Source organism: Polaromonas sp. LjRoot131, assembly GCF_964252805.1.
Taxonomy (GTDB): Bacteria; Pseudomonadota; Gammaproteobacteria; order Burkholderiales; family Burkholderiaceae_C; genus Polaromonas.
Window position 1 is genome coordinate 862,363 of the sequence record NZ_CAXUPF020000001.1, and the last position, 19,658, is coordinate 882,020.

Annotated in this window: 5 protein-coding genes; 3 read left to right on the forward strand and 2 right to left on the reverse strand. The window is 65.2% G+C overall.

The window, feature by feature from the left end:
• Positions 1-129: 129 nt before the first annotated feature.
• Complete coding sequence (locus tag ACSQ27_RS04095; protein ID WP_436154194.1) at positions 130-2,028, reverse strand: sensor histidine kinase; 1,899 nt, start codon at positions 2,026-2,028, stop codon at positions 130-132.
• A gap of 78 nt (positions 2,029-2,106) precedes the next feature.
• Positions 2,107-2,802 (reverse strand): response regulator, encoded by a 696-nt coding sequence (locus ACSQ27_RS04100; protein ID WP_436154195.1) that lies wholly within the window; start codon positions 2,800-2,802, stop codon positions 2,107-2,109.
• A 393-nt stretch (positions 2,803-3,195) separates the two neighbouring features.
• Here ACSQ27_RS04100 and ACSQ27_RS04105 point away from each other — a divergent pair, with 393 nt between their 5' ends.
• The 3 genes from ACSQ27_RS04105 (at position 3,196) to ACSQ27_RS04115 (ending at position 19,317) form a co-directional block, all read left to right on the forward strand.
• Positions 3,196-8,292 (forward strand): two-partner secretion domain-containing protein, encoded by a 5,097-nt coding sequence (locus tag ACSQ27_RS04105; RefSeq protein ID WP_436154196.1) that lies wholly within the window; start codon positions 3,196-3,198, stop codon positions 8,290-8,292.
• Positions 8,293-9,145: 853 nt separating this feature from the next.
• Entirely contained in the window at positions 9,146-11,722 is a 2,577-nt protein-coding gene (locus ACSQ27_RS04110) for a two-partner secretion domain-containing protein (RefSeq protein WP_436154197.1), read from the forward strand.
• Between the two features lie 422 nt (positions 11,723-12,144).
• Positions 12,145-19,317, forward strand: coding sequence for a two-partner secretion domain-containing protein (locus tag ACSQ27_RS04115; protein WP_436154198.1), 7,173 nt, complete (start codon positions 12,145-12,147; stop codon positions 19,315-19,317).
• The last annotated feature ends 341 nt before the right edge of the window (positions 19,318-19,658 follow it).

The window sequence follows — 19,658 nt, forward strand, 5'->3', positions numbered from 1 at the left end:
AGGGACCCAGACTGCGGGTCGCCTTTTTTTGCTTACTTTTTTTGGCGAAGCAAAAAAAGTGAGTCGCATGCCGGGCGACCCCGGCCAGCAACCTCAGCAGAGGGCACTCCGCCAGGAGCAACCCGACCCTCACGGCGTACGGGGCGAAGCCTCCATCGGCAGCCACAGCGTGAAGCGCGTGCCGGCCGGCCCTGAGGCCCAGGCTACCTTGCCGTCCAGCATCTGCGCGCGCCGCTGCTGGTTGTTCAACCCTTTGCCCGTGGCTTCGCCCAGTGTTTTGTCCACGTCGAAACCCTGGCCGTTGTCTTCGATGCTGACCTGCACGCCGTCGCCTTGCACGGCGGTGGCCACGCGGATTTCGGTGGCGCGCGTGTGGCGCATGATGTTGGCCACGCTTTCCTGCACGATGCGCAGGATGTGCAGTGCGCTTGACGGGTCCAGCCAGTCCAGCGGGGGCAGCTCCTGAACTTCCCAGTGCAGCGTGACGCCGGTGCCTTCCAGCCGGGGTTCGAGCCGGAAACGCAGTGTGGCCAGCAGCAGCAGCAGGTCGGCTTCAACCGGCTCCATCGAGTCGATGGCGAGCTTCAGGTCGTCCATGCAGTCCTTGAGGGTCTGCGTCACGCGTTCGTCGCTCATGCCGCCGACTTCAACGGAGCGGATGGCGCTGATCAGCGTCGAGCCCAAGCCGTCGTGCATGTCCTGCATCATGCGCTGGCGTTCATCGCTTAGCATCTGCCGCTGGGCGATCTCGCGCAGGCTGCGGTGGCTGGCTTCAAGTTCGGCTTCGCGCGCCCGCAGGCGCTCGGCCAGGCTGGCGTTGACCTGCTCGACTTCCGCAATGGCGCCGGTGTAACGGCGGTACATCACGTAACCGAAGACGCTGAAGGTGATCGCGTTGGTATGCGGGCCCAGATACCAGTTTTCGGGGCTGATGAAATTGTTCTGTACCAGCCAGTCGGTCGCGCTAAAGAGCGTGGCCAGCACCGTCCCGATGGCCACCACCATGGCGTCGCGAGAGCGCCCCCAGGCGTTGATGATGCCCGCCACGCTGACGCTCACGCCCATCAGTGCGGCCATCACATAGAGCATTGGTGTGGTTCTCGGCGTGTTGGGCAGGGCCGGCCACACGGGCAGGGTCAGCAGGGCCATCAACACGGACGCGGTGATCAGTGCCCGCGTCAGCCACAGTTGCTGGCGCCGGTGCAGCAGGCCGATTGAAAAGTGCACCACCGTGACCAGCCAGAACAGCGAGTTGACGGTGAACCAGGCAAACCAGTCATTGGCAATCGGGTAGTTCACATAAAAATGCAGGCCCCGTATGAAGGACATGATCGCGAGCACAAAAAACAGCAGGTACCCCGTCTCATGCCGGCGCCGCAGCCACACCAGGAAGGCAAAGATGCCAACCGCGAGGAAAGCCGAGCTGAACATGCCGGGCAATTCTTGCTGCAGCCATTGACGGCCGTGGTAGCGCCAGCTGATGGCCTCCACCGGCCCCAGCCACAGTGATGACAGCGCCACCTGCGTCGCAGCCGTGTGTTCGATGCGCAGCGTGATCTCGTGCGGCAGCCGGCCGTCCGGTGATTTCTCCAGCAGCACCCACAGCGGCGTGTGCGGGCTGTTCCATAACGGGCCTTGCTGCTGTGCGGTGTGAATCAGGTGGCCGTCGGCATACACCGCCAGGGTGCCGTCGGTGCGCACGCGGGCCGCATACAGCGCCAGTGGCGTGGACGATGCCGGAGACAGCGGCACGGTCAGTCGAAACCAGCTGGTGCGTGTGACGGGCGCCTCGCCGGCGGATGCGGCAGCCCGGGCCTGTCCCAGCAGCGCTATGGGCAAGGCGTGCGGCAGCGTAACGGGTTGCCAGCGGTCCAGCAGGGTTTGGCCGTCGAGGGTGAGCGGTGGCGAGGTGAAGCCCGCATCGGTTTGCACCTGCCATTCAGCCTGGGTGAGATGCAGGGCCGCTGCGCTGGGGGAACCATCCGCGCGGGTGTCCGCAGAGCCACAGGCGACAAGACCCGTCAGCACCGCTGCTGCTGTCAGCAGCGCTAAGCGGGGCGAAAAACGCAGGAGGTGGTGGTGATGAAAGGGCATTCGCGCGGGCAACTACTGCGACAGAATGCCCTGGTTCCTGGCTTCGTAGATCGCTTCAGCCTTGGAGGTAACCTTGAGTTTGCTGTAGATGCGCCGCACAAAAGTGCGCACCGTGAAGGGCGACAACTCCATCAGCCTGGCGATCTCCACGGCGGTGAAGCCTTTGGTGATGTAGTCCAGCACTTCCTTTTCACGCGCCGACAGCCGCGATGGCGCGTCGATATCGGCGGGCGTCGTGCCGGCGCCGGCTGCGGTGCTGCGGCGAAAGCGCGCCAGCACCTGCCGGGCGATGATGGGGCTGATCGGGCTGCCGCCGTTGGCCAGGCTGCGGATCTCGGCCGCCATCTTCAGCGGTGAGCTGTCTTTCAGCAGGTAGCCGGCAGCGCCGGATTCGATCGACTGCATCACATGCGTTTCGTCGCCAAAATTGGTGCTCACCATGATGCTGCAGGCCGGCCACTGTCGGGAAGCCTCGCGGATCACGTCGATGCCCGAGCCATCGGGCAGGCCCAAATCAACCAGCAGCACATCGGCCGGCGGTTGCTTCAGCATCTGCAAGCCTTCGGCACGGGTGCCCGCCGCGCCCACCAGGCGCATGTCAGAAGCGCCCTGCACCACGTGACTCAGCGCTCCGCGAAAGCTCGGATCGTCCTCGACGATGGCGACATGGATCACGGGCAGGTCTTGTTCAGCGGGAGGTGCATTCATCAGGCAGACATTTTGCGACGGTTTCGGGCGCACGACTCGCTATTTGTGTAGATCGTTTGTTCTACGTGCAAGCCGGTAACGGGGGTCTGGTCCCCGGCGGGGCCTGTTCGCTGCCCCGCCGGTGCCGATCGTCATGCCGCCCGGTCGAACGGATTGCTATATTTTTGATAGCTGTTTGCGCCCATTGCTGTTGGCCTGTAGCCCAACATATCGTCCAAGGCGGGACCGCTGAAGGTATCTGGCGTAACGCATATGTGCTACAGACAGCGGCTTTCGTGATTCGTACGATGACGGCCAGTCGGGCAAGGCGTTCCACAACATCCGGGGCGCAGGCCCGACTGGTTGGCGGGCAACCTGGTTCGCTGCAAGTTCCGCCCGTCAACGAAAGCTCCCATGAAAAGCCACGCCAGCATGAACCGTATTTACCGCCTCGTCTGGAACACCGCCCTGAACCTGTGGGTGGCCGTGGCGGAAAACGCCAAGGGCAGAAGCAAGGGTGGCTCGGCGCGCGGCAGCGTGCAGTGGGATGACGTGCAGGCGGAAGGAGGCCATGGCGTCGATGGCGGTGGCGCGGGCTTCAGGCTCAATACGGCCTGCCGCGCTGGGCTGGTGTTACTTACCTCCCTGGCGGTGCTCACGCATGAAGCGCATGCGGCCGATGCAGCCAATGCCAGTGTGGCGGCGGGTAGCGGCAGTGTCTCCACGCTAGGCAACACCACCACCATCAACCAGGCCAGCCAGCGCTTGGCCATCGACTGGACCAGTTTGTCTACCGCGGCCAACGAGGCGCTGCGATTCAACCAGCCCAATGCCTCAGCGATTGCGCTGAACCGCATCACTGGCAGCAGCCCGAGCGAGCTGCTGGGTAGCCTCACGGCCAACGGCCAGGTCTTCATTCTCAATCCCAACGGTGTGTTGTTTGGTGCGGGTTCTCAAGTGAACGTGGGCGGGCTGGTGGCTTCGACGCTTTCCATGAGCAACGCCGACTTCATGGCCGGCAACAACGTGTTCACGGGTTCCGGTGGCTCGGTGGTGAATCAGGGCACGCTGAACGCAGGGCAGGGCGGCTATCTGGCACTGCTGGCGCCGGAAGTGCGCAATGAGGGCGTGATGACCGCGAGCCTTGGCACGGCGCTTCTGGCCGCAGGCAACAAGATCACCCTGAATCTGGACAACGGGAGCCTGCTCGGCTACAGCATCGACCAGGGCGCCATCAATGCACTGGCAGAGAACAAACAGCTCATCAAGGCCGACGGCGGCCAGGTGCTGCTGGGCGCCAAAGCACTGGACAGCCTGACCACGGGCACCGTCAACAACACCGGCGTCATTGAAGCGAAGACGATTGCCAACAAGGCCGGCCGCATCATGCTGATCGGCGATATGGAGCACGGCATGGTCAACATCGGCGGCTCGCTGGACGCCAGCGCCCCGGATGGCGGTGACGGCGGCTTTATCGAGACAAGCGCCGCGCACTTCAAAATCCTGCCAGGCCTCAGGGTCAACACGCTGGCGCCGCAAGGCAAGACCGGCACCTGGCTGCTGGACCCGGCCACGATGACCATTGCGGGCGGCACAGGCGGGGCCGCCGACACCATTTACGAGGACACGATTGAAGCGATGGGTTCCGACGTCGTTATTGAGGCCACGGATTCCGTCAACGTCACGGGCACCTTCAGCAATGCCGATGTGGAGGTTGCCAGTGGCCTGAACCTCACCATCAGAACCACCGGACCCACCGGGACCGGCATCGACCTCACGGGCAGCACGCACGGCGCCGGCCTGACGTTCAAGGTTTCCGGCGGGGGCTCGGCGAGCGTGACCACAGCGGCGGCCACCCAGGCCATCAAGGCTTCCGCCATCTCCGTGACCGGCGGCGCCGGCACGATCAATCTCAACTCCGCCGGCGGGCTGGATGTCAGCAATACGGTCCTGCAGACCAGCGGAGGCGCGATCTCTCTGACCGCGGCGGGCCAGGCCGGGAGTTCGGGCGTGCTGGTTTCCCAGAGCACCCTGAACGCCGGCACCGGTTCCCTCACCATCAGCGGCACCACGGCGGACACAGCGCAGTACGGCGTGCTACTGGACCGTGCCGCGCTCACCAGCGGCAATGCCAACATCAACAGCGCCAGTTCAGCCATCAAGCTGGCCGGCAGCAGCCTGACCAGCACCGGCAACATCACCATCGACGCGTCGAATGCCATGACGACCCACCACGCGGTCGAGCTTGTCAACGCAGGCGCCACCCAAACCAACGTCAGAGTCAACGGCGGTGGCACGATCAATATCACCGGCAACCTGAAGAGCGGTGGCGGCAGCGCCACCGGCGGCTCCGCGGGCGGCGTGGTCATCACCGATTCCAACGTGACGGGCGGCAGCGGTGCTGTCACTGTGAACGGTGATGTGCTTCTGCCCATACTCGCCGGTCAGGTGTCCCGCGGAGTACGGCTGGATTCTTTGGCCAAGATTACGGGTGCGGGCAACATCGACATCACCGGGCGTCTGGCGTTTGGTTTACTGACGGGCAGCGCGGGCGTCGAGCTCGGCACCGGCTCGGAGGTGTCCAGCACCGGCGGCAATGTGACTGCTACCGGCCGGGGGGTCGCCGCTAACGGCGTCACAGAGAGCTATGGCCTGATAGCAAGAGGCAAAGTGCAGTCCGGCACCTTCCGCAGCGTCACGCTCGACGGTTCATCTTCGTTAAATGCTTCCGGGATCAGCGGCTCCGGCGTCCTCATCGATGCCGGTGCAGACATCATCGCGGGCAGGTTGGGTTTTAACAGTACGGGTATTTTCGGTAGTTCGAGCGGGGGAACGCCGACTATTAACGGCATCTCCATGGTGGGCGGCAGCATCAACTCGACCGGCTCGGTCACCATGATCGGAAGCCTCGGTGGGGTAAGTTCCATGGGCGGCGGTCATGCCGTGAGCCTGACCGGCGGCAGCATCAACTCCAACACGGCGGCCATGACGCTGCGCGGAATGAATTTTCCTACGGGTGCAATTGCGCCGGCCGGCAGCTACGCCCTGAACATCGACGGCACCAGCATCACCAGCGGAGGCGGTGCGATCACGCTGCTGGGCGACCGCATCAACATCGGCTCCGCCGTCAACGCGGGCGCGGGCAAGGTGCTGGTCAACACGGACATCTTCAGCGCCAACCAGCCGATCACACTCGGCGGCGCATCAGAAACCGCCGCCATGAACCTGAGCAACGCCGAGCTTAACCGGATCACCGCGTCGGTGATCGCGATCGGCAGCACTTCCAATACAGGCGGCATAGTCATCGGCAACACCGGCGGCGCGATCAACCTGGCCAGCGCACCCAGCTTGAGCCTGATAAACAGCAACGCTGCAGGTTCGGGCATCTCGCAAACAGCGGCATTCACGGTTGCCAACCTGAACGCCGACGCGCGAACCGTCATCCTGGACAACCCACTCAACCAGATCAGCCAGGTCAGCGGCCGCGCCTACGGAACGAATAATTTCCAGGTTCGCTCCAACTCTGCATTGTCGGTGGGGACGGTGGACGGAACGGCCGGCATCACCCAGTCCGGCACCGGTCTTGTTGCGCTGCAAAGCCGCGGCGCGCTGTCGCAAACCCAGGCCATCGTCGCGAACACCTTGCAGGCCACCAGTTTCGGGGGCATGACGCTGGCCAACGCAGGCAACCAGATCCAGAATTTCGACAGACTTCACAACAGTACATCGGGCGACATCACCCTTCGCAACACCGCCGCCACCGCCAGCTTCCAGGGCGGCTTCCACAGCGCCGGCCGCGTCGATATCGCCAACACGGGCAATATCTTGATGGTGGGCTCCTACATGCCTTTTTTGAGCAACGCCACGGGTACGACTGCGGGCACCGCCGGCTTCAGCATGGTGGCCACGGGCGGCATCAGCACGCAAACTGTCCAGACCAACATCAATCCCCTCTCGGGTGGCTCGGTCTACCTGGAGGCAGGCAACGGCAGCATAGGCGCCAGCACCGCCGGCCCCATCACCATTTACACGACCGGCCCGGTCGTTGCGGTGGCGAGCGGCGCCGGTTCACAGGTCAACCTGGACCTGGCCTACGGCGGCACCCTGGAAAACGTCAGTGCAACGGGCGCGGTGAACGTCACCGCTGCCTTCGCCCTGGCGGTCAAGACGGTGTCCGGCAGCTCGGTCACTCTCAGCTCCTCGCTCGGAGCCATCCTTGACGCCAATGGCGCGGCCAACAACATCACCAGCACCACGCTTAACGCGACCGCACGGGAAAGCATCACGCTGGGCACCAATGTGACCGGTCTGCAAACGCTGGCGACCACAGAACCTGGCGCAGCAGGCGACATCAACCTCACCGCAGCGAATGCGCTGAGCACCAGCAACCTGGCCATCACCACCGATGCCGGCTCGGCCCAGACCGTCAGCGTGACGTCTGCAGCCGGCATCACTGTCGACAGCGCCTTCGGCAACAGCCAGGATAAGTTCAAGTTCACCACCGCCGCCGGCAACATCGCCGTCAATGCAGCGCTGACGGCCGGCCAGCTCACGCTTTCCACCGGCGGCGCTTCTACCCAAACCGCAGGCATTACAGCCAATGGCCTGGAGTTGTTAGGCACTGGCAGCCACACGCTCACCAATGCCGCCAACTCCGTGACCACACTGGCCGGCAACACCGGCGATGTGGCTTACGAGCAGGCCGGTGCGCTGACGGTGGGCACTGTCAACACGGCAGGCCTGACTGCAAGCGGCAAAGTACTGGTGCGCACCACAGGCGCAGCCAGCGACCTCACGCTGGCCAACAGCGTGACTTCCGGCAGCGCGGCCAATGATTCGCTGGTGTTGGCGGCAGGACAAAACTTTGTGAACAACGCCGGGGCGGGTGCACTTAACCCGGGCGCGGGCCGCTTCCTCGTCTACTCAACCGACCCGACCGCCAGCAACCTGGGCGGCCTGGTCTCAACGGGCAATGCGTTTGGCCGAACCTATGCGGCCAACGCGCCGTCTCATGGCTCCATGACTTCGCTGACAGGCAACCGCTTTGTCTACAGCTTTGTGCCGACGCTCAACGTGAGCGGCGACAACCAGAGCAAGGCATACGGCGGCGCCGACCCGGCCCTCACCTACACCGTCAGCAGCGGCCTGGTGGCGGGCGACACCGCAGCCAGCGCGCTGAGCGGTTCGCTGTCGGCACCCACAGGCGCTGCGACCACCGGCCCGACGCATGCCATCACGCAGGGCACGCTGGCATCGGCACTGGGCTACAACGTTGTGTACACCAATGGCACACTGACGATGACCGGTGTACCGCCTTTGCCTGCATCCCTTTTCGGCGTGACTTCAGCGCTGGATGGGCCTTATGTGACCGCGATCAACACCATTGCCGGCACGGACAAACCCCTGGGCAGCAGCACCGACAGTGAATCCACCGTGCTGGATGATGCGCCGCTCATCAAGGCGCTGAATGCGGCTGCCGCGGAGGCCGCCGGGCAGGACGGCGGCGAATAGGCCGGAAAAGGCATGCGCCGGCGGCGGCCCGTTTCGCGCGGTGGCGCCGCTGCCGATGTGCTGTCGGCTGCCGCGGCTGATGTCGGCAATAACGACGAGAAATAGGGGGGGTGGCCGGGTCTTGCTCCGGGGGCGCGTTTCCTCTGTGCTCTCTTCTAAGATCTGCTGGCCGGGGGGTGCCCGGCGGCAAGTAACTTTCTTTTGCTTCGCCAAAAGAAAGTCACCAAAGAAAAGGCGACCCGCAGTCTGGGTCCCTCCGCTTCGCTGCGGGCAACCTGCGGTGCTCGACTACGGCGGGGTCTCGCGCAAACTCGCTTCGCTCAGACAAGCGCGATCCCTGATCCGCCTACGTCTGCGCTCCTCGGCCCAGCCAGGACGGGGCAAGCGGGAGCGGAAGCGGAACAGAGGACAAAAATCCAAAGACCAAGCCAAGACAAACAAGGGCTCGCCACGGCGAGTCCTTGTTTCTTCGGTATTCGGTATTGGATTTGGTATTCCATCCCCACCCCTTGTGGATGCGCCGAGGAGCGCAGGTTCAGGCGGATCAGGGATCGCGATTGTCTGAGCGAAGTGCAACGTAGCGAGTTCGAGCGAGACCCCGCCTGAACCGAGCACCGCAGGTTGCCCGTAGCGAAGCGGAGGGACGCAGCAACCAGGGTCGCCTTTTCTTTTGCTTACTTTTCTTTTGGCGAAGCAAAAGAAAAGTGAGTAGCCGCCGGGCTACCCCCGGCCAGCAAGCCTAAGCAAGGGAACAGGCGCGCAAGCCGGAGCAAGACCCGGCCCAACAAGCACCCCCTATGGGCGCGCGGCCTCAAACGGCATACCATCGCGGTCAGGCAGGCAAGGAGAAACCATGAAAAGCCACGCGAGCATCAACCGGATTTACCGCCTGGTCTGGAGCGAACACTCCAGGCGTTGTGTGGCCGTGGCAGAGACCGCCGGGGGCCGGGGAGGCCGCGCTTCATCCGCTCGCGCGGCGATCCATGCCGCCGGCGTCGCGCTGGCCATGGCCTGCTTTGCGCAACAGGCCGGTGCCGCCGACGCCGCCAATGCGACGGTATCTGCCGGCGCTGCGGGTATCACCACCGTGGGCAATACCACCACCATCCTCCAATCCAGCCAACGCCTGGCGATCGACTGGACCAGCTTGTCGACCCGGGTCCATGAAGCACTCATCTTCAACCAGCCCCATGCGCAGGCGATTGCCTTGAACCGGATCACGGGCTCAAGCCCCAGCGAACTGCTGGGCAGCCTCACGGCCAACGGCCAGGTGTTTATCCTGAATCCGAACGGCGTGCTGTTTGGCGCCGGGTCGCAAGTCAATGTCGGCGGCCTTGTCGCTTCGACGCTCGGCATGAGCAATGCCGACTTTATGGCCGGCAAGCATGTGTTCACGGGCTCGGGTGGTGTAGTGGTGAACCAGGGGACGCTCAACGCGGGGCAGGGCGGCTACCTGGCCTTGCTGGCTCCTGAAGTGCGCAACGAAGGCGTGATGACGGCATCGCTGGGAACCGCGCTTCTCGCGGCAGGCAACAAGGTCACGCTGAACCTTGATAACGGTTCCTTGCTGGGCTACAGCATCGACCAGGGCGCCCTCAACGCGCTGGCGGAGAACAGACATTTGATCCAGGCCCATGGCGGGCAGGTCCTGCTGTCGGCCAAGGCCTTGGACATCCTGAGCACGGCCACCGTCAACAATACCGGTGTCATCGAAGCGAAGACGCTGCAGAACAAGGCCGGCCGCATTTTGCTGATGGGCGACATGGAGGCCGGCACGGTCAATGTGGCCGGCACACTCGATGCATCGGCACCCAACGGCGGTGACGGCGGGTCTATCGAAACCAGCGCGGCGCAGGTGAAGGTGGCCGACGGCGCCGTCATCACCACACTCTCCGCCGGCGGGAAACACGGCACCTGGCTGATAGACCCGACCGACTTCAGCATCGCCGCGGGTAGCGGCGCCTTGACCGGCAGCGGCATAGGCGCCGCCACGCTGGCTAACAACCTCAACCTGGGTAACGTCGCGCTGGCCACCAACAATGCGGGCGGCACCGACAACGGCGACATCCACGTCAACGCCGCCGTCACCTGGAACGCCGGTACCACGCTGACCCTGAGCGCCTGGCGCAACATCAACATCAACGCCTCCATCACCTCGCAGCACGCCAACGGCAAGCTGGCGCTCGAATACGGCCTGGGTGCGCTCAACGCGGGCAACACCGCGACTTACAACGTGCGCGCGGCCGTCAACCTGCGGGCCGGCGACAACTTCAGCACGCGGCTGGGCAGCGACGGCGTGACAGACCCGTACAAGGTGATCACCAGCCTGGGCGCGGCGGGCAGCACCACGGGCACCGACCTGCAGGGCATCAACGGCAATCCCACCGGCAACTATGTGCTGGGCGCCGACATCGATGCGAGCGACACCGTGAACTGGAATGCCGGCGCGGGCTTCGACACCCTGGGCGGCGTTGGTGCGCCGGGCATTTTTGAGGGCCGCTTCGATGGCCTCAACCACAGGATCCGCAACCTCTTCATCAACCGTCCGGGCGACAACTTCGTCGGCCTGTTCGGCCTCACGCAGAGCACCAGCATCCGCAACCTCGGGCTGGTCGGCGGCAGCATCACCGGCGCCGACTTCGTGGGCGCCATCGCGGGGCAGGGCTGCTGCACCACCTTCAGCAATGTCTACAGCACGGCTTCCGTCCAGGGCAACGACGAGGTCGGCGGCCTGGTGGGCGAGCTCAGCCAGGGCGGCATCACCGACGCTTACGCGGGCGGCGCCGTGACGGGCAATGACAAGGTCGGCGGCCTGGTCGGCAGTTCGCTGGACGGCAGCATCACGCGCGCCTACAGCACCGGCCGCGTCACGGCCGTCGGCCTGGCGGGAGGGCTGGTGGCCGAACAGGTCGGCACGGCGGTGACGAGCAACAGCTATTGGGACATGGGCACTTCCGGGCAGTCCACCAGCGCGGGCGGCACCGGCAAGACGGGGGCGCAGCTGATGCAGGCCGCCACCTTTGCCGGCTGGGACATGGCCACGCAGGGTGGCTCCACGGCCACATGGCGAATTTATGAAGGCCAGACCGGCCCGCTGCTGCGCGGCTTCCTGCTGCCGCTCACGCTGCCCGATATCAGCGTGGCCTACAACGGCGCGCAGCAATCGGGTGCCGGTGCGCCGGGCGTCACGGCCGCCGGCGGCACCAACCCCGGAATCTACGGTGCCTGGTCGGGCCAGGAGGGTTATGACATCACCGGCGGAACCCTGACGATCAGGGGGCCGGAGCCCGTATCCCTGAACGACGAGGCCTACCGCAGCGCCATGGTCTATCTGGCGGGCGTGGCCCGGTCGGCGAACCAGCAGCCCCGCCCAAGCCCTGAAGGCCTGGCCGCTGTGTTGTCCGCCGCGGCGGCGGAAGCGGACGATTAGCGAGGGGTGCTTAGCTGCGATGGCCGCTGGAGTCCAGCGATATTCGTCTCTTTTTTGTCGTCAAAACTGGCTACAAACCTCGCCACCCAAACGGTAGCAACGCCCCCGGTGCTGGGCTAAGCTACAACAATAGGTTACATTTTTGCGTTATGGCCTTCGGGACGCCTGCGCAGGCGTCTTCGTGGGGGCGCTTTCATCGGTGCAGGCGAGCGCCGTGGGCTGCGAATAAAAGCATTGGGATTGGGGCAAAAGGGAAAACCGTGCGGACGATGACGGGCGCTTGAATCTTGAAGTGCGCGAGCCTGGGGATCAGGATCGCGCCGCGAGAAGGCAGCGCGCGGTTTTCACCTGCCCCGACCCGGGGAGCACAGCGGAACCCTGCATGGCGGCCGGGCCATTGAGAAGAATACCGAGGATGACCTATGAACTGCATCTACCGCATTGTCTGGAGCCAGGTCAGCAACAGCTGGGTGGCGGTGGCTGAAAACGCCCGGGGCCGCGGCAAGTCGACAAGCGGTCCGCGGCTGGTCGCCGCCGCCCTGGTGCTGGCCGGCGCCTCATGGGGAATGTCATCGGCCCATGCCGCCGATGCGGCCAACGCCTCGGTGAGCGCGGGCTCGGGCAGCGTCGCCACGGTGGGCAATGCCACAACGATTCACCAGCTTAGCCAGCGCCTGGCCATTGACTGGACCAGCCTGTCGACCGCGGCCCAGGAAGCGCTGATCTTCAACCAGCCCAATGCTTCTGCGATTGCGCTAAACCGCATCACCGGCAGCAGCCCCAGCCACCTGCTGGGCAGCCTCACGGCCAATGGCCAGGTGTTTATTCTCAATCCCAACGGCGTGCTGTTTGGTGCGGGCTCGCAAGTCAACGTGGGTGGCCTGGTGGCTTCGACGCTGAACATGAGCAATGCGGACTTTATGGCCGGCAACCATGTGTTCACGGGCTCGGGCGGTTCGGCTTCGGTGGTCAACCAGGGCACGCTGAACGCCGCTCCCGGCGGTTACCTGGCGCTGCTGGCGCCGGAAGTGCGCAACGAAGGCGTGATGACGGCCAGCCTCGGTACCGCACTGCTCGCCGCCGGCAACAAGGTCACGCTGAACCTCGACAACGGTTCCCTGCTGGGCTACAGCATCGACCAGGGCGCGATCAATGCGCTGGCGGAGAGCAAACATCTGATCCAGGCGAACGGCGGCCAAGTGCTGCTGTCGGCCAAGGCCATGGACGCCCTGACCACGGCCACCGTCAACAACACCGGTGTCATTGAAGCGAGGACCCTGCAGAACAAGGCCGGCCGCATCCTGCTGATGGGGGATATGGAAACCGGCACCGTCAACGTGGGCGGCACGCTGGATGCTTCCGCACCGGACGGCGGCGACGGCGGTTTTGTGGAAACCAGCGCGGCCCACGTCAAGGTGGCCGACAGCGCCCGGGTAACGACTTTGGCCGCTGCCGGCAACACCGGCAAATGGCTGATAGACCCCAACGACTTCACGATCTCCGCCACGGGCAACATGACGGCCGCGGCCGTCGCGACCGCCTTGAGCGGCGGCAATTTTGAAATCGCCACTGCCACCATGGGCACGGCCGGCGGCAACGGCGACATTCACGTCAACCAGGCGATCAACCGGACGGACAACAACACCTTCACGCTGACGGCCGAGCGCGACATCAACATCAATAGCCTCGGGAGCATCACCAAAACCAATGCAGGCGCGGCCGGTATGACCATGACCGCCGGGCGCAACATCCTCCTCAATGGCAATATCGGTGTGGGCGGGCCTTCCACAAATCTTTCTGTGACGGCCAACGCCGCCGGCGATATCACCGGCATGGGAACCCTGAACCTGAACGGTGGCGCGATGGACGTGACGGCCGGCGGCAGCATCGGCGGCACCGACGGCCTGGGGCAAATCTTTGCCGGCAGTTTGAAGATGAAAGCCACCACGGGTGAACTGGTCATGAATAGCGGCGTGGACTGGCAGGCCAGTTCCTTTGACTTGTACGCGGGCACCAACATCCGGGGAAATGCCGGCGCCGTCAATGCCACCATGAGTGCACCCGGCGGCAGCTTCACCGCATCAGCGGGCAACACGGGCAACGGCCGGATGCGCGTGAACGTCTTCGGCGGCGCCATAGGCACGCTCAACCTGAGCACCCAGGGCACGGGCGGCGGCGGGCAGATCGACTTCATCAGCGCTGCAGCCATCAACAACGCCATGATTACGGCCGCACATGACGTGAACATCAGTGCGACCGGCAGCCTTGGCCTCAATAACCTGAGCTTGACGGGCTTCAACCAGAACGTCAGTGTGTGGGCCGCCGGCGGCACATTGACGACGCTGGGCGCTCTGAACACCGGGACAGGCAACCTGAGCTTGTCGGGCGGCTCTCTCTCCCTGGGCGGCGCCTTGAGCGCCAAAGACCTTAGCCTGACCGCGACAAGCGGCCTGAACATCAACCGGGACCTCGCGGCAACCGGCAACCTGACGCTCACTGCAGGCAATACAGGCGTTCAGCAGACTGCCGGCGCCCTGATGGTGGGCGGTACGACGAGCGTGAGCGCCGGCCCGGGGCAGGTGAGCCTGAGCGGCCTCAACAATTTCAACGGCGCAGTCAGCGTGACCACGCTCGGTGCAAACGACGTCACCATCAATTCCGTCGGCAGCCCGCTGACGCTGGGCACCTTGTCGCTAGGCAGCGGCGCGCTGACCCTGCTCGGCAACAACATCACCCAGACGGGCGCGATCACACAGGCCACCGGCGCGGGCGCGGTGTCCATCAACGCCGGCGCCAGCGCCATCAACCTGAGCAACACCGGCAACGATTTCACCGGCGCTGTCAGTGTCAACAACTCCGGCGGCAATACCGTGACCGTCAGAGACATCAACGACCTGAAGCTGGGCCCTTCCAGCGTGGGCGGGAGCCTGACGGCCATCTCCAGCTCGGGGTCGATCTCGCAAGCCGGCGCGCTGAACGTGACGGGCGCCTCCACCTTCACGCTGAACGGTTTCGGCAAGGACGTGTTGCTGGGCACTTCGGCCAACACTTTCGGCGGCGGCGTGACGGTCAACGGCACCGGCAGCGTGAAAGACATGGCCTTCCGTTATGCCAGCGGTTTTGCTTTTCCCTCGGCACCCACATACTCCGGCACCCTGACGCTGATCAGGGATGTCGGGGCCATAGACCTGGTGGGCATGCAAAGCTTGAGCGGCGGCCTCGCGCTGACAGCGGCCGGCGGCATCAACCTGATCAGCACCACTCTGCAGACAGGTGGCGCGCAAAGCTTTAACAGCGCCGTGAACGTCATCGGCCCTGCCAGCCTGACCAGCACCGGGGGCTCCATCACGTTTGCCAATACGGTCAACGGCGCCAGCGCACTGAGCACCACGAGTGCAGGCGCTACCACGTTTGCCGGCAATGTCGGTGCCACCAACGCGCTGACCAGCCTGAGCGTCACCGCGGGCGGTCCCATCGTGGTGCAAAGCGGCGCCACGCTGAATGCGGGCGACCTGAAGATGACGTCGGCAAACGGCATCAACAACGGCATTGGCGGCGCGGCGGCCATCAACGCGGCGCGCCTGAGCGCCATCAACACCGGCAGCGGCAACATCGCGCTCGCACACACCGGCACCGGCAAGATCGTGGTCACCGACCTCGGGCAGGGCGACGGCATCCAGAACAGCGCCTTCGGCGGCGTCAGCCTGACTGCGGCCAATGGCAGCATCCAGGTATTGGGCAGCAAGGTGACGGCGGCAGGCGGCAACGTTGTGTTGAGCGCGGCGGGCACCAGTGACACACACTCGCTGGAGATCGTGAACAACGGCGCCACACGCTCGAACGTCACCACCACCGGCGCCGGCACCATCACCCTGAGCGGCAGCCTGACCGGCGGCGGCGCCAGTGCCACGGGCGGGTCGGCGGGCGGCCTGGTCGTGACGAATTCCAGCATCACCAGCGATACCGGCGCCATCAGCATCACGGGCAACGCAGGCGGCGCTTCGCGAGGCAGCCAGGTAGAGCGCGGTTTCCGCCTGGATTCCGGCACCCAGGTCACGAGCGCGGGTGACATCACGCTGACAGGCTCCGTCAGCGGCAACCAGGCCATCAGCTCCTATGTCTTCGGCCAGGACAGCATGGGCGGCCAACTGGCCAGCGGCGCCACCGTGTCCAGCACGGGCGGGAATGTGACGCTCTCGGGTACGTTTAACAACCAGGCGCAGTTCGATGGCACCGCCCTGGCGGTTGGCGGCAGGGTGGAGTCCGGCGCGAGCAAAAAGATCGTGCTCAGCGGGGATACCCGCGTGGGCGTCCGTCAGGTCGGGGCAAACTTCGACGGCGGCGGCACCGGCCTGTCCACCGGTGCATCGTCCGTCATCATCGCCGGCACGGGCGGGCTGGATATCACGGGCGCGGTGGACTCTGCCAGCACTTCAACCAACCTGGTCGGTATCTCGTTCAACGGCGCCGCCAGCTCGACTGGCAACATCGCCGTCACCGGCACGTCAACCGCGAGCAGCGCTTCAGGGGTGAGGGTCGTCGACCTGGTGGGCGGCACCTTGACGGGCCTGGGCTCGGCCGCCATCACGCTCAGCGGCTCGGGCGTTCCTGGGTCGGCCCCCGCTTCGTCTCATGACGTTGGCGTCGTGGGCACAGCGGTCAGCACGGCCGGCGGGCAGATCAAGCTGATCGGTAACCGGGTAAAGATCGACACCACCATCAATTCAGGCAGCGGCCGGACGGTGATTACACCGACCACCACCAACCGGGAAATCACGCTTGGAGGCACAGACGAGGTCAATTACCTCAATCTGAGCAACAGCGAACTCAACCTGATCACCGCTTCGGCGCTGGTGATCGGCGGCACGACCTACAACGGGGGCATCACCATCGCCAACGCGGTCAACATGGCCAACACGCAGAGCCTCAGCCTGGTCAACAGCAGCGCCTCAGGCCCCGGTATCAGCCAGACGGCGGCCTTGACCGTTGCCAATCTCAACGCCGACGCACGAAGCGTCAACCTGAGCAACGCCGGCAACCAGATCATCCAGGTCAGTGGGCGGGCGGCGGCCAACAACTTCAGCGTCCGCAGCGCCTCCGCCCTGTCTGTGGGCACGGTTGACGGCACGGCCGGCATCACCAACTCCGGCAGCGGTGCCGTCACGCTGGTCAGCAGCGGCGCCCTGACGCAAACCCAGGCCATCGTCGGAGCCGCACTGCAGGCCTCGAGCAGCGGCGGCATGACGCTGGCCAATGCCGGTAACCAGATCGGCTCTTTCGGCAGTCTCAGTAACGGCACATCAGGCAACATCGTCATTCGCAACACCGCTGTCAACGCCGCGTTCAATAACGCCGTCACAAACAATGGCGGCGGCCGCATCGACATCGGCAACACCGGCGATATCACGCTGGGCGCCTCGGGCAGTTTCAGCAGCACGAATGCCTCTGGCGGTGGTGCTGCGGCCACGGCCGCTGTCAGCCTGGTGGCCACGGGCGGCATCGGCGCCGTCGCCGGCTCGCAGATCACCAATTCCGCCGGTGGCTCGGTCTACCTGGAGGCGGGCAACGGAAGCATGGGCGCCAGCCCTGTCGACGCGGTGAATATCTCCACGGCGGGCGCAGTCACGGCGGTGGCGAACGGCGGTGCCTCGCAGGTGAACCTGGCCCTGGCCGGCGGCGCCACCGTCGAAAACATCAGCGCACCCGGCGCCGTTAGCGTCACAGCCGCGGCCGGCAACCTGGCGGTCAAAACGGTGGCCGGCAGCGCGGTCACCCTCACCGCCGCCGCCGGCGCCATCACTGACGCCAATGGCACGGCCAACAACATCACGGCCGCAACGCTCAACGCGACCGCAGCCAACGGCATCACGCTGGGCACCAATGTCACCGGCCTGCAAACGCTGGCAACCACAGGCGCCACGGGTGACATCAGCATTGCTGCGGCCAACGCCATCAATACGGGAAACTTCGGCATCAGCACCAACGCCGGTGCGGCGCAGACAGTCAGCCTGTCGTCCAGCGCCGGCATCACGGTCGACAGCGCCTTCGGCAACAGCCAGGACAAGTTCAAGCTGATCGCCACCGGCGGCAACATCGCGATCAATAGCGCGCTGACGGCCAGTGAGCTTACGCTGAGCACCACCGGCACCAGCACCCAGACCGCCGCGATCACCGCCACTGGGCTGGAGCTGCTGGGCAGCGGCACGCACACCCTCAACAACGCGGGCAATGCGGTGACGACGCTGGCCGGCAACACCGGCAACGTTGGCTATTCGCAGGCCGGCGCGCTGGCCATAGGCACGGTCAACACGGCCGGCCTCACCACCAGCGGCAAGGTGCTGGTGCGTGCCACCGGCGCGGCGGGCGACATCACGCTGAACAACACGGTGGCGTCCGGCAGCGCGGCGAATGATTCGCTGGTGCTGGCCGCCGGCCGCAACTTCATCAACAACGCCGGCGCCACGCCGCTGAACCCGGGGGCAGGGCGCTTCCTGGTGTATTCGACCGACCCGACGGCCAACACCTTCGGCGGCTTTGCCTCCACCGGCAACGCCTTCAGCCGCACCTATGGGGCCAACGCGCCCAGCGATGCGTCCATGACTTCGCTGAGCGGCAACCGCATGGTCTACAGCGTCACGCCGATGATCAACATCACGGGCGACAACCAGGCCAAGGTCTACGGCGCGGCCGAGCCGGGCTTGACTTACACCGTGGGCTCCGGCCTCGTAGCAGGCGACACGGCGGCCAGCGCGCTGGCCGGCCTATTGGCCGCACCGACGGGCTCGGCCGCATCCGCGGGCACACACGCCATCACGCAGGGCACGCTGGCCTCGGCCCTGGGTTACGGCATCGCCTACACCAACGGCACCCTGACGGTGGACAAAGCCACGCTGACTGTGACGGGCGTGGCGGCGAACAACAAGACCTACGACGGCAGCGCCGCGGCGACCCTGGGCAACATCGGCACCCTGTCGGGCCTGGCTTACGGCGAGGCCTTGACCTTGAACTCCACCGGTGCCAGCTTCGCCGATGCGAATGCCGGCACCGGTAAAACCGTGACGGCCACCTACACGCTTGCCAACGGCACGGGGCTGGCCAGCAACTACCAGCTGGCGGCGGCACCTGTCACGGCGACCGCCGACATCAACAAGGCCAACCTCAGCGTGACCGCCAACAACGACAGCCGGACGGTGGGCGGCGCGGCCTATGCCGGCGGCAACGGCGTGAGCTACAGCGGCTTTGTGGGCGGGGAAACGTCCGCGGTGCTGGGCGGTGCGCTCAGCTACGGCGGCAGTTCACAAGGCGCCAGCGCCGTCGGCAGCTACGCCATCACCGCAAGCGGCTACACCGCCGCCAACTACGCGCTGGCCTATGTCAACGGCGTGCTGACCATCACTTCCGTGGTGGTGCCCCCGGTGCCTCCGACGCCAGCTGGCGGTGCTGCCCCGGCGGATGACGCTTACCGCAGTGCGCTGTACAACGTGGCCAACTCGGGTGGTTCAGGGGGCGGCCGTGGCGGTGCGGGTGGCGGTGCAGATCCCGGCGATGCCATGAGGGCCGCCGCCGCCGAAGCCGGTAACACCGGTGAAGAATAAGCCTCCCCCGTCCAGGCTCGCTGCGTGCAGCCCCTCCGCCTCAAGGGGGCGGCGCCTGAGGCCCGGAAAAGCCGGTTTCTCGGCCTTCACTGGGTTGCCAGGTCTCAGCTTGCTTTTATCATTGCGCGGGTTTTTGGGGGGGTGGGCGGCATGTCGCTAAAAATGGGGACATACAGGCCGGCTGCTCTCTGCGACAGTGCGGAAGCGGCGCATCTGCTGCATTGGCAGTAGGGCGCTATGGCCGAGGGATGTACAAAAATCGCAGGATGCCGGAGGGACCTGGCAGGCGGCCCCGGGGTGGCGGCATTTGCCGTGTGAGTGTTAAGTCGAAATGAAATAAT

Coding starts and splice junctions, on each gene's coding strand:
- ACSQ27_RS04105 (WP_436154196.1), top strand. CDS start 3,196: ATGAAAAGCCACGCCAGCATGAACCGTATTTACCGCCTCGTCTGGAAC.
- ACSQ27_RS04100 (WP_436154195.1), bottom strand. CDS start 2,802: ATGAATGCACCTCCCGCTGAACAAGACCTGCCCGTGATCCATGTCGCC.
- ACSQ27_RS04110 (WP_436154197.1), top strand. CDS start 9,146: ATGAAAAGCCACGCGAGCATCAACCGGATTTACCGCCTGGTCTGGAGC.
- ACSQ27_RS04115 (WP_436154198.1), top strand. CDS start 12,145: ATGAACTGCATCTACCGCATTGTCTGGAGCCAGGTCAGCAACAGCTGG.